The sequence below is a fragment of the Bacillus sp. JJ1566 genome (assembly GCF_036962685.1).
GTDB lineage: Bacteria > Bacillota > Bacilli > Bacillales > Bacillaceae_L > Ferdinandcohnia.
In genome coordinates, this window is record NZ_JBALOP010000055.1 from 82,356 (window position 1) to 96,448 (window position 14,093).

Sequence of the window (14,093 nt, forward strand, 5' to 3'; positions counted from 1 at the left end):
ACGCAACAGGAAACTTATTTTAGACCTGAAAGCTGTATACCTTCTGTAAAGTACTTCTGGAAGAATAAGAAGATTAAGAATGTCGGTATAAATGAGAGTGTGGCCCCAGCCATTTCAATACCGAAGTTTCCTTCTTTGCTCAATGTTGAAGCTAGACCTACAGTGATTGGGTACATCTTTTCATTTGTCATATAAATTAACGGCTGAAATAAATCATTCCAGTTACTTACAAACGCAAACGTTCCAACAGTTGCGATTGATGGAAATGCTAGAGGCATATAAATTTTGCGAAACACTTGAAAGTCATTGGCCCCATCCATACGTGCAGCTTCATCCAACTCCATAGGAATTCCTTGCATGAATTGGCGAACTAAAAATACACCCATAATTGCCCAAAGTTCCGGAACAATCAATGATTGGTATTCATTAATCCAACCAAATTTAGAAAACATGATAAATTTTGGAATGATAAGGAGTTGGGAAGGAATCATAATGACGGCCATGAACGTCCAGAAAATAAATTCCCTTCCGATAAATTGCTTTCTTGCGAAAATATATCCGAGTAACCCTGCGAAAAACATTTGTGAAAAGACTGGGATAATTGTGATTACGACAGAGTTAAAAATCCATCTTAAGAAATTATCGTTACGAAATAGGTACGTAAAGTTATTTATTGACACACTATCTGGAATCCAAAATAAGGGATCCATCGCTGCATAGGTCGTTTCTTTAAGGGAACTTAATACCATGATCAAAAATGGCAGAAGAAAGCAAAATCCCAAGAAGTACATGACAAGATATTTTAATATTTTTTTTAACAAGTTCGTTCATCTCCCTTACAATCACGCTCTCCTTTAATAAATACCTTGATCCTTTCCAAAATATTTTTTCTGAATAAGCGAAATGATTAAGATTATCGCAAATAATACATAAGATAAAACGGCTGCATAACTAAAGTTCAAATTCGTGAATCCTAATTGATATAGATAAAATACAATTGTACTTGTCGAGAAGTTTGGTCCCCCGTTCGTTAATAAAAATGCAGAGTCAAAGATCTGGAACGAACCAATTGTTGTAATGATTAACACATAAAAATGAATCGGTTTTAATAATGGGAAAGTAATCATCCAAAAGGATTTTAACGGTGAAGCACCATCGATTTTTGCGGCTTCATACATATCTTTTGGTATGGACTGTAGCCCTGCAAAATAATAGATCATTGTACTTCCAGAGACTTTGAAAATACTCAAACCTGCCAATACAATCAGGGCTTGTGACGAATCAGATAAAAACAATTGGGCATCAACACCCAAAAAGCTAAGCAAGTAGTTAATAAATCCTGATTTCGTTCCTGAAAATAGCCATTCCCAAATACCTGCTACTACAACAAATGATGTAACAACAGGTAGGAAAAAGATCCCTTTAAAAAATTTTGTAAATCGAATTCCTGATTTAATGACGAGCGCTAAAATCAAACCAAGTGCCATTGTCGGAAGTATATAATAGAAGGAAAATAATACAGTGTTCCAAATTGATTTCAAAGCAATCTCATCTTGAAACAATTGCTTCCAGTTTCGTAATCCCACAAACTCAGAAGTACCAATAATTCGATAATTAAGAAACGTTAATATGAAACTATAAATAAATGGAATGACTTGAAAGATTAAAAAATGGATTAAGACTGGAGTCAGTACAATATAGACAAGACCATTTCTTTTCCATTCATCTTTCAACCTTTTCTTTAAAGGAGGCTTGACCTTTTTTACATTTGTTAGAGGTACTTTGTTATGAGTTTCTATAACCTTTTCCAAGCTATCACCTTATTTCTTTTTTTGATTAACAATGCATGATTTAATAAATAGAGAGTTTTATTCACCAAGGAATAAAACTCTCTTAATAAGAAGCATTGGTTTACGGCTTCGCTAATTCAGCTTCAATTTTTTCAGCTGCTGCATCTGCGGCTTCTTTAGGAGTTTTTTCTCCAGCCATCATGGCTTGTATTTCAGCCTGAATAAATGGCATGATTGCACGACCTTTTGGATGAATTACGCCAGGTAATGCGTATTGTGTATATTGCGCTAACTGACTCATATATTCATTTGAATCAAAGATATCCTTTGCCTCTTCTTGTACTGGGATGTATTGGGTTACCGTATTAAAGACACGTTGATTTTCTGCATTTGTAACAGCCTTAACAAATTCCGCTGCTGCGTCAGGGTTGTCACTATTGGATGGTACGACAAACATTCCAGTTGTACCGTATGTTAATTGCTTTTCACCAGTTAATGGTGGTGCAATTGCAAAGTCAAAGTCTCCTTCTTTTTCTAACATTGTAATGCTAATTCCAGATCCAAGTTGTGCCAATATTTTTCCACCGAACCATAATTCATCTTGTGTGGTTGCTGTAATAGAATCCTCTGGAAGATATCCTTTTTGATAGAAATTGTTAATCATCTCGAACGCTTTCAAACTTTCTGAGCTATTGATCAACACTTCATTGTCCTCTGTTACAACATCTCCTCCAGCTTGCCAAATCCATGGATAGATTGTTCCGTTCATGGAACCTCCACCTAAATAATTTAATGCATAGAAATCTTTTTCTTTTGCTTTAGCAGCCCAAGCTTCAAACTCTTCCCATGTTTTTGGGAGATTTGCTGGATCTTCACCTATTGCTTTAACGACGTCTAGATTATAGATGAATGTATACGCTTCTTGTAAAACTGGCAATCCGTACTTCTTACCCTTCCAAGTTGTAGCCGTTAGTGCTGTATCAACGTAACCTTCAAGATCTGATTCGTCTAAATATGGATCCAATTCATGCAACATTCCTACATCTGCATATTGTGGCATTTGGTCAGGAATAGCATAGAAAACATCTGGTCCATTGTTAGCGGCTAGTGCTGTTAGTACTTTTTGATCTCGGTTAGCCCAAGGAATTGTTTCAATATTAACCTTTACATCGGGAAACTCTTCATTGTAATTTGCAGTGATTTCTTTCCACATTTCCTCTTCCTTTGTTGCATCAGCTGTATAAGGATGCACCCAAACAGTTATTTCACCATCAACTTTACCTGAATCTTTCCCTTTATCTGGAGTTGTTGACGAATCATCACTACAAGCCGAAAGAAGTAAACTACCTGAAAGCAATAAAGCCATGAACGAAAAACGTTTCTTTTTCATCTACGAATTACCCCCTATTAAGTTCATTAATAAAATTTTTTTAGCTAAAAACCTTCCAATTTATCGTTGTTTTTCCATCCCCCCTTTTAAACTGCTACCTTTCTTTGACTGAAAATACTCATAATTGGAAGCGGTAACAACGGATATTAAAAAAATATGGAGCTTCTCTTGCTTGATATCTCTTATTCTAGTTTGTTTGGCATATTGTGACAAGTCTATTAAAGGTCTTTAATAGGAAATGAAATTTAATTTAGTTCCTATACAAAACATTATGCTTACACATAGTTCCATCCTTGTGGAAATGGAAATGAAATCGGAAAAATATCCTTTACATCTAAATCACCAATTTTGTTCCCTTTTAAGATTAACTCTTCGATGTCATGATTACTCATGATAACAGAGTATCCTTTAAATGTAAGGCGCTTATTGTTCTTATCTACTGTTGATATTTCTAGCTTTCCTTGCAAATATGGGCCTAGTTGGTTTAACAATACATCCAAATTCATAATCTTCATTGTTCCTGGATATGTTTGTTCTACCTTTTCCAGTAAGGAGTCAAGTTTTTGAACAAGGTCCCTTTCAAAGGTAGGTAGGTTCAATACCAATGAATCTAGTCCATATGTAAATGCTTCTGATAGTAGGGTAAGGATTGCTACTGGATCTCCTCCCCATTCGATCACGCGAGAGTCCACCGAATCTTGGTCATGGTATGGTAACCCGAATACTAAAAAAGCTTTTATTTCATGGTTCTCTTCAGCTACAAGGACCTTATGCTTCATTTTAAAAATACTCGCGAACCCAGCAGCCTTATTAAGCTGAGCCATTTCATAAATTGTTTGTTCATAACGTACTTGTCGATTATGGCTTAGATTTCTCAGTTGAAACCAATCATAAGGACCCAGCTCGCGTACTAAATAAGACTTGTTAGATGCAAGATCCCCTTTCCTAATCTTATATTGATTCATTTTCCCATAGAAAGTACAACCTTGCTTAATATAAATTGGTAAATCACCAGAAATAAATAGAACGGATGCGCCAGACTTATTCACATGTTCAAAAATCATTTCTAAAAGTGTATTAGCTAATCCTTGTCTCCGGTAAGAAGGTTCCGTACAAACAGCACCAATTGAATAAGCCTGTACCTCAGCATCTCCAATATGTAGAACAGATGGAACTAATCCAATAAATGAAACTAGTTGATCATCCATAAAGGCACCATAGGATTGGTTTAATGCAGAAGAGAAAACTTGTGGGAAAGCAACTCCCATTGACACATGCCCTTCTTTACGAAAAACCTTATCCGCTAAATCAATTGCCTGTTGAAAGTCATTTTCTTCTAATAAGCGGTATTCAACCATTTGTCCACCTCATCTCTGAAAATTGTTAAATTGGAATCGTCATATCTCCCAAAAATGAAATCGCTAACATTCAATTCATGTTATAATACAACTAAACTAGCTATGACTTAATTTCTATTTTATTTTATTTTCAATAAGTGACAAGTCTATTAATTGTCTTTAAATAGGTTCAGATCAATTTTTTACATCTTTTGTGAAATGTGGTGATTTATTTGGGTGGCTGGGAGAAATTTAATACCTTTGCGATTTGGATGTTGAAGATAGCTTATATCAATATGCTGTGGATTGGTTTTACGATATTGGGATTAGGAGTGTTTGGTCTGTTCCCTTCGACGGGTGCAATGTTTACCATTACTCAAAAATGGATTCGTAAAGAACCTGCTGAGAAGATCTTTCATACGTTTTGGAATGCCTATAAAAAGGAATTCATTTTACTTAATAAATATGGCTTATTTTTTATTCTCATTGGTTATGTATTAGTTTATGACTTTATGTTTGTACAAAAGAATATAGATAAATTACAATTGCTGTTTCCAGTTCTTTTGTTTTTGGCAATTTCGTATATTGTAACTTTATTGTATTTCTTTCCTGTATACACACAATTTGAAATGAAATTCTTTCAATATATTAAACAATCCTTTTTGATTGCTGCTAGTTCCCTATTAGAAACCATACTTATTTTGACAGCATGTATGCTTGTCGGCGTACTCATTAATCTTATACCAGGGCTGATACCGTTTTTTACAGGAAGTGTAATAGCAATTGTTATTACATGGTGTAGTAACCGCGCCCTTTTCAAAATTAATCAAAAAAAAAAGATAGTCACCTATTAACTATCAAAAAGTCAATCAAGAGTGTCGATATCTTTAGACACTCTTTTTTGTGTGCATGTTATCACTTTCATTCGTTAAGGGACTTAAAGTCCGTTAAAAGTCTTGATTATTCCAATTATTCTTTTAAACTTTAAAGTAGCCTTGAAAGGGTTATCATTATGTGCTCATCTAAGGAGGATATCAAAATGGAATTCAGTCAATTGCATTATTATGTACCTACTCCAAAAGCAAGTGAACCATCTGTAATAAAAAGAGATGTAATAATCTATGGCTCGACACCTGCCGGAATCACATCTGCAATTCAAGCGAAGCGGATGGGTCTTTCTGTTGTCATTGCTGAATTCGGAAAAAATATTGGAGGGATCACTGCTAGTGGTTTAGGTGCTTCCGATATTGGTGCTAAGGAAGCAATTGGAGGTTTATCGAGAGAATTCTTTCAGGAATTAGGAAAGTATTACAACACAAACGAACAATGGACATTTGAACCTAAGGCAGCCAAATATGTATTTGAAAAATGGCTAAATGATTATGAAATTGAAGTAATTTTTAATCAACACGTAAATGAAGTTAAAAAAGTGAATGGTAGGATAACAGAAATTAGTATGGAAGATGGAACAACATATAGAGGCAACTTTTTCATTGATGGTAGTTATGAAGGCGACATAATGGCAAAAGCAGGTGTCACTTACATGGTAGGTAGAGAATCGAACGCCACCTATAAAGAGACCTATAATGGGATTCAATTTGGACATCCCCATCATCAATTTGAAAAATGGATTGATCCATATGTAATTGAGGGAGACCCTTCCAGCGGGGTTTTACCAAGCATTACTGAAATAAATCATGATACTCTTGGCTACCAAGGACAAGGTGATCATCGAATCCAGGCATATAATTTCCGTATTTGCTTAACAAAGAATGCTGAAAATCGTGTTCCTTTTCCAAAACCACCATCCTATAACCGGGACCGTTACAAATTATTATTGCGTTATATCCGTGCTGGAGTATGGGATGCCATGAACCTTCATACCATGTTGCCGAATGGAAAGACCGATTTAAATAACTATGGAGGATTTTCAACAGATCATATAGGGATGAATTATGATTGGCCAGATGGAGATTTCGAAACACGTGAAAGAATCTTCCAAGACCATTTTACATATAATCTTGGATTGCTTTACTTTTTAGCAAATGATGAACAGGTTCCTAAAGCAATTCGGAACGAGGTTTCCCAGTGGGGATTAGCTCGAGACGAATTTGAAGAAACGGGACATTGGCCACATCAGCTATATATTCGGGAAGCAAGAAGAATGATAGCAGACTATGTGATGACAGATCATAATTGTTTAGGTCACATGACAGTGGAAGACTCAATTGGACTAGCATCCTATCAAATGGACTCCCATCATGTGAGGAGATTGATTATTGATGGCCGTGTCTATAATGAAGGCGATGTTGAAATACCGATTTCGCCCTATCCGATTTCATATCGCTCGATTCGTCCAAAAGCTGAAGAATGTACAAATTTACTTGTTCCTGTTTGCTTGTCTAGCTCTCACATTGCCTATGGTTCCATTCGTATGGAGCCCGTGTTTATGATTTTAGGTCAGTCTGCAGGGACCGCGGTTGCTCTAGCCTATAAAAATCAAACAACAGTACAAGACATCTCTTACGACGAGTTGAAAACGGAGTTACTCTCTTACGGACAAGTACTCGAATGGGACGATTCAATTGAAGATGACCCAGTGTTACGAATGAAAGAGACATTCGGAAAGAAATAAAGAGAAGGACTACATTTTGATTGCAAAATGTAGTCCTTTTTATTCTTACTCCAAAACCCTTACTATGATTGTTTGCGTCTTTCCAATATTTATAGCTTACGATTTTTTTTTACAAATAACTTGCAAGATTGATAAGAATTTGGGCTTGCTCCTCTGTTAATTTCTTACCGCTTTGAGCTTCTGCCTGGTTGATAAATGCTTGAATCATTCCAGCCTTTGCGTTTGTGTTTCCACTTTCCTCTGCGTCTTGTGCATTTTCAAGCTTACTTGATAATGCATCAGCAAGTCCGGTATCCTTACCTGCAAACTGACGAGCAAGCTCTACCAGCCCCTCGTACGTCAAAGTAACCTGGAAGGTGAAGGTCGTGTTTGCTTTATTGCCAGCTTTGTCTTCAGCAGTGACGGTTATGTCATGGCTTCCTGGTTCAAACTCGTAGGCTGGCCGCTCTATTAACAGTCCTGTGCACGGGTCTTCTGTCAAACCAGACATGAGGTCTGATGCTTTGCAGCTAATTTCAATAGTTTCTGATACGGAATACTCCGGTTGAGCGACAAATTGAACAACCGGGGCTGTCTTGTCGATGCTCACTTCAAGCGTCTGTGGCTCTTCTTTAACACCTGAAAAGTTCGTAGCGTAATAAGTGAGCGTTGTTATGCCTTCCTGAATTATAGGTACTTGAACTGCATTTCCCTTTACCGTTACTTGGTCAACAGCCTGTGCGCCTACAGCTGAATAGGTGATCGAATAGGCATTGTCTGCTGTAATCGAAATAACGGTGTCGCTATTAGTCCAGCCGTTCTCGTTCGGAACTGGATCAAAGCTTGCGAACGTTACAGGAACAACCTTATCCTTAACTTTCACAGTGAAATCGTCATAATACGCTTCCGCTATATTATAACGCGATGTAACAGCTATCAATTTTCCATAGGCCGCATTAGCAGGCGCCTTGCCTCTAAGAACCACCTGTTGCCATTGTGATAAGCGGGATTCGTCTAAATGCGTTTCCAGTGTCGAGATCTCAGCGTTGTTCTTGTCATAGAAGCGAAACATAAAACCTGGCTGACCCGATTCAATGTACAAATTGACTCCTGCTTCGTATTCTTCTCCCGGAATTACAGGAATCTTGTCGCTAATGATGGCTACAGAAGCAGTCCGCAGCGTATCTGTCGTCTTTAAACTATAACTGCCAGTGAAGCTCTTCTCACTGCTAAGCTCATAAGTGTAGCCATTACCAGTAGCAAACATCGGACTCCATCCCGGTATAGCATTCGTACTTCCACTCTCTTCAAAACCGGCGTTATTTATAGGAACCGAAATGTCCGGGAACGGCTCCTTGATCTCCCCGTCCACTTCCATTCGGTAAAGAATGGTGTTTGTCTGTGCATCTGTAAAATAAACGTGGCCGTCTAGACCTAAATCAAAGCGAGATGCATCAGTCAGTGCACGTGACTCCAACGTTTCCGGATCAATCACGGTCAGCTTGTTATTGAAGAGGACATAGAGCAGTCCGTCCTCAGACCATCTGAGAGGATGGTGAGCCCAATGACTGAAATTAAGCTTCGGATAGATTTTCTTGCTTTTTACAACTTGGAATGTATTCGGGTCAAGCGCAAAGATAAACTCATAAGAAGCTCCCCAGATCAATCCGTCAGGCCCTACTGAGAGATCTCCGATAAAGATCGGCTTATCTAAGCCTGGAATGCGAAGCGGAAATTCAGCGACTTTTTCTTCATTTTCCGTATCCCAAACAAAAATCTTCGCTTCAGCTTCAGTTGGCTCTGAGCCAAGACCGCCACGTATAGTCGTAGAGCCAAATAGCTTGCCGTCATGAAACGTTGTGCTTAACACGCTTTGGTTCTCGACAACGTCACGATGCACACGAGTTTCCCCAGTTGAAGGATCATATACTGTTAGAGAACCTCCTAAGGTTCCATAACCAGAAATCGTCGAAATATAGATTTTGTCATTGCCGCCCGTAATGTTTACAAGCCGTTCTTGTTGGTTGCCTAGAACCGCTAGACTTTTCGGATTCGTACTGCTCGGTTCCGCGGATAAATCGTATTCGTATAACGCGCCCTCTGGATATACTCCCAAATACACTTTGTTCCCTACTGTATATACACTGTCAGCCTGCCCAATATTGAACGGCTGAGTCGTATTACTTTCCAGATCGACAAGAGAAGATCTCGCCTGCGATCCTGTTGCTATCAACTGAGTTTCTGAGACCGCACTAAGTTGGTTAACAACTCCTGGCAATCCAGGAACAATAGGTGGGTAGGTATGAACCTGTTTTGTCTCGATATTCATGATTGTTACGCCACCATCATAACGAACGGTTACTAAATTTTTACCGGGCAGCTCAGGCTTGTTCGGAAACTCAACCCAATCCACCCCTCGGAACCCGCTACCGTATGTCATGCCAGTCAATTCTACTTGGTGAGTGGTCAAATCGAATGTTTTCAACTGCTTGTCGGCTAGGAAATACAATTTTCCATCCAATGAATCCGTAGCATGGAGCCCCACTAGATTTTCTAATACAACGTCGAGCCAAGTTTCCGTCTGAGTATCATAGATAAAACCTTCTCCCGGAACCCCGCTGCCGTCCGTATAACGAGCTAGCAAATAACGGTCATCAATGGTGCTTAAGTCATATACCGTTTCTTCTTTTACATTGAGAGAACCCGCAATATTTGTTTTTTCACCGGTTTCAAGATTGACCCTGACAATTTGCTTATGAGCTGTACCTGCATAAATATTTCCACCCTGATAAGCAATTGAACGAACATATTCCTGGTCTAAAGCGCCGATCATCCGGCCATAATCTTTCGTTTGCTTGGTGACAGGATCGTACTGATATACTTTACCTCCTGGATAAGTACCTACGTAAACACGTCCCTGCTCATCCGTTGTAATGCTATTCGGTACGGATTGCCCATCAAATTGGGCTACCAACACTGGTGTTTTCGTTACAGGAGAATAGTTCCATAACTTCGCTCCGCCTCCATCAGCAGCAAGGTATAAAGATCCGTCTGGAGCTATAGTGTGTGCCCATGAGCTTTCCGATGGAGCGATCGGAATGCTGCGGAGCAGCTTGTAATTATCCAGGTCGATGACATTCAAATAGCCTGGTTTTCCTTTCGCAGTGGCATAAAGTACGTTATGCCCGTCTTCCTTACCGACTGTACCGTTAAACACAGCTACCGTATAATTATTAGGATATAGAAGCTCCTCGGGACTACCGTATGTTTTCTGTGAAAGCTTGCTATCTGCTGCTGAAGCTGTTGCTCCACCAAAACCAGCTATAGTGAGAAGTAAGCACATCATGGTTATTAGGGCGCTATGCATACTAATTTTCATTAAAGAGCCTCCTAGATTATAATAGTTAAAGAATTTTCCTTTTATGTATGTCACAGCTGAATTACAAACGCTCACAATAATATTTTTTTAAATTTTCCTCCTTTCAAGAACAAACATTGAACTGGCATATAAGGGGCTAACTACTAGTTACTTCAAACGTGTAGCCTTCCCCTAAGTATTAACCAGTGTTACCTTCCTCGTCACACGCATTACTCCTTTCCCCTTTTGATAGAACTAAAGAATCTATTAAATCTACTTCATTGTATTGATTTCACAAAAGTGAGACAAGTCTGAAAACTGTCTTTAAATGGTCATAATAGAAAACCCGTCTTTGGTATGATATCAAGGTTTTAGACCACCCCTACTTTAGAACTAAAAGTAATATCGTCATTTTAAAGACTAAATTCTTTCATTATCCTTGAGGTGGAATCAGAAAATTTTTAATAGTTTAAAATCCCTTTTTAAGGGAGTATGGAGGTGAGTTTTCAAAAGTTTATATAAGCGATGTCAAAAAAAAGGAGGAATATGCATTGAAAGAAAAATTTAAAATAGTTTCTATCGTATTTCTTGTAACAATACTCGTTTTCTCCACTTTCCCCTACTTCCAGTTATCAGCTTCAGCAGCGGCTGGCAATGAATGGAAAGAACTGATTGTCAAAAATGGTGATTTTGAGACAAAACCAGCATCCGAAACAGAACTTCCATCATGGGTGTATTGGACTGGAGGCTTTAAGACCGGAATGAGCATATCAGAAGATGTTGTATTTGCTGGTAATCAAAGTCTAGCGGTCAATAATAACGGTGTAGTAGGTTTATTCAGCCAAGAAATTGGAATAAAGGAAGGGAATCAATATAAATTAACAGCACAGCTTTATGTCGAAGAATTAACTGGGAAACCTGGGATTTGGCTACGCTGGACAGATGAAAAAGGTACGATTATTTCAAACAACGCACAATATTTTGATGTCCAAGCTTTCAACAAGTGGCAAACGGTAGAAATCCATGCAACGGCTCCTGCAGGAGCAAAAGGACTAAAAGTCTTTATCTATCAATCATCCACATCCAATATGAGAGGATATTATGATGATGTAAAGGTATTTGAAAAAGGATCCAATGTTTTAGATTTCCCTATTGAATACGGTAAAGCTATTAATCATGGTCCTGCTGCTTTGGCTGCTAAATCTCAAGGTGTCGCTATTGGGGATGGAGAACTTTACTATGCAACAAACGGTTCACCAGCAATGTTTTATGCGGCTGATGCTAAAACTGGAAAAAAGATTTTTTCTCAGGAATTGCCAGGTAGTGATGTTGTGTGGGCCATGGTCCTAGGTGCAGATGGAAATGTCTACTTTGCTGGCACCTACAACGGAATTTTATACCGATACGTGGTTGACGAACAACGACTAGAGCAGCTCGGGAAAAATCCATCTGATAATTGGGTTTGGCAGCTCGAGGCTTCAAAGGATGGAAAAATCTACGGGGGAACCTATCCAAATGCGAAGGTATTCGAATATGATATTGAATCTGCACAATTTAAGGATTTAGGAACCTTTTATGAAGGTCAGCAATATGCACGCGGACTTGGAATTACGGAAGAAAGTCTTTATGTCGGAACAGGTACAAGTGCTTATTTAATGAAAATGGATCTGGCATCTGGTGAAAGAACGGAAATTAAATTACCAATTACAGGTGTTTCCACTTCAATTTCGAATATTTGGGAATATGGTAATCTTATTTTTGTTGCCTATGGAACTTCATTGGTGACGATTGACAAGACAACGGGTGAAGAAAAAAATACGATGAATTGGCAGGATGAGAATACATTTGATGGGCTCATTTCATCTCCGTCCCCATATGATGAAAACATACTCTATTTTATTAATAAAAACACGCAACAATTATGGACATATGATATGACAACACATGACACAGAGAAGGTTAAACCAACGGTACAACTACCTGCTACCCCTGCTAAAGCAATACGTTGGATAAAAGATGAGAATGGTAAAGATGTATTAGCAATTATGCATCATCAAATCGAATATTCAATCTATGACCCTACTACAAATTCTGTAAAAGTTAGTTACCCTGATGTTGAAATGCAAGGATTGTTAATGCAAAGCTTAGAAATTGACGAAGACCAAAAGATTTATATGGGTGGGTATCAAGGTTCCTTTGGAGTATTTGATACATCAATTGATAAATACATCCTTCAAGAACGTGATCCTCACCAAATCGAAGGGATTGGATTTTTAAACGGTGATGTTTATCTAGGAACCTATGGCGGTGCCAAAATCTATAAATATGATCCAAACCTCCCTTTTACCTTCTCTGGTGGTAAAAAAGGAGAAAATCCTGAAATGGTAAAAGACATCGAGGAAGACCAAAGCCGACCTTTCACTTTTACATCAGGAGATAATAAACTCTTCATAGGTACCATTTCCGATTATGGAAGGTTAGGTGGCGCACTTACGATATTTGATTCTAAAACCAATGAGTGGAAGACCATTCGTAATATCATTAAAAATCAAAGTATCATTGGATTAGCTTATCAAGATGGGACAGTATTTGGGGGTTCCACTATTGCTGGTGGTCTAGGCATTGATCCAACCGAACCAAAAGCAAAAATGTTTGAATACGATGTTGCAACAGGTACACATGAAGCATTCGATCTCAATGTGGAAGGTTTAGCCAAACCAGAAATGATTGGTGAACTGTCCGCTGGGCCGGATGGAAACATTTGGGGTGTTGCTTGGGGATTGGATGAAACCGGTGTCTATAATACTGTAATTTTTGCCATGAACCCAGATAATCGAGAAATTGTGAAAAGTACACAGCTTTATAAAGGTGTAAACAGAGGAAGCCAATGGCGGCCATTCTTCATTCGTTGGGATAACCAAGGATTCCTTTATACGACAGCTGCTCGTACATTAACAGTTCTCGATCCAGAAACAATGAAAAGTAAGCAATTGATTACAGATAATGTCAATTTGATGGATGTTGATAAGGAAGGCAATATTTATTATTCCTCGGACGAAAACCTGTTTCAATTACCTGTACCGCTTGAAAACGGAACTTTATCTGTCGAGAGTGAGTCATTACTACAAGGTACCGAGCAAAACATTGATTTAGCTGTTACTCTTATCAATGGAAACACGATTGATTTAACCGGAGCTCAAATTGAATGGATCAATTCAAATCCTGATGTCGCTAGTCTTGATAAGGGAAAAATCATTGCAAAAAATGCTGGAACAACTGAAATTTATGCAACGGTCGCGTATAACGGCGGTGAAGTTAGAACGAATACAATTGTGATCACAGTTGGAGTCACAGCCGAGACATTAGCAAAGCAAATAAGTGAACTTGAAAAAGCAGGAACCATTCCACATTCAGTGACACAACAACTAAGCAACCGCTTAGCACAAGCAGAACAGCATTTCAAAAATGGTAAGAAAGATCAAGCCCTAAAACATCTTGGGGATTTCCGTAAGCATCTAGATAACAGCAGCATAGATCGTGAAATCAAACTTACATTACTCAATAATCTAACTGCTATTGAAGAAGCTTTCAAAAAATAATCCAT

The 14,093-nt window shown here is 38.3% G+C and carries 8 protein-coding genes; 3 read left to right on the plus strand and 5 right to left on the minus strand.

Translation table 11 applies throughout. From position 1 onward, the window contains the following. Positions 1–14: 14 nt before the first annotated feature. The 4 genes from V7112_RS19850 to V7112_RS19865 all read right to left on the minus strand — a co-directional run bounded on the left by V7112_RS19850 (position 15) and on the right by V7112_RS19865 (position 4,538). Complete coding sequence (locus V7112_RS19850) at positions 15–791, minus strand: carbohydrate ABC transporter permease (RefSeq protein ID WP_438823928.1); 777 nt, start codon at positions 789–791, stop codon at positions 15–17. Between the two features lie 63 nt (positions 792–854). Further along, positions 855–1,811, minus strand: coding sequence for a carbohydrate ABC transporter permease (locus tag V7112_RS19855; RefSeq protein WP_335423100.1), 957 nt, complete (start codon positions 1,809–1,811; stop codon positions 855–857). A gap of 100 nt (positions 1,812–1,911) precedes the next feature. Next, entirely contained in the window at positions 1,912–3,180 is a 1,269-nt protein-coding gene (locus tag V7112_RS19860) for a sugar ABC transporter substrate-binding protein (protein ID WP_335423102.1), read from the minus strand. A gap of 275 nt (positions 3,181–3,455) precedes the next feature. After that, on the minus strand, positions 3,456–4,538 hold the full coding sequence (locus V7112_RS19865) for a GNAT family N-acetyltransferase (RefSeq protein WP_335423104.1): 1,083 nt from the start codon (positions 4,536–4,538) through the stop codon (positions 3,456–3,458). 212 nt (positions 4,539–4,750) lie between these two features. Between V7112_RS19865 and V7112_RS19870 the strand changes: the two genes are divergently transcribed. Then, positions 4,751–5,371: a YesL family protein gene (locus tag V7112_RS19870; protein WP_335423107.1), complete on the plus strand. Its 621-nt coding sequence runs from the start codon at positions 4,751–4,753 to the stop codon at positions 5,369–5,371. A gap of 185 nt (positions 5,372–5,556) precedes the next feature. Beyond that, positions 5,557–7,152, plus strand: a complete 1,596-nt coding sequence (locus V7112_RS19875) for an FAD-dependent oxidoreductase (protein ID WP_335423109.1) — start codon at positions 5,557–5,559, stop codon at positions 7,150–7,152. 109 nt (positions 7,153–7,261) lie between these two features. Here V7112_RS19875 and V7112_RS19880 read toward each other — a convergent pair whose 3' ends face one another. Next, complete coding sequence (locus V7112_RS19880; RefSeq protein WP_335423111.1) at positions 7,262–10,510, minus strand: hypothetical protein; 3,249 nt, start codon at positions 10,508–10,510, stop codon at positions 7,262–7,264. 530 nt (positions 10,511–11,040) lie between these two features. Between V7112_RS19880 and V7112_RS19885 the strand changes: the two genes are divergently transcribed. Next, a complete protein-coding gene (locus tag V7112_RS19885; protein WP_335423113.1) occupies positions 11,041–14,088 on the plus strand; it encodes an FIMAH domain-containing protein in 3,048 nt (1,015 codons plus the stop codon). The last annotated feature ends 5 nt before the right edge of the window (positions 14,089–14,093 follow it).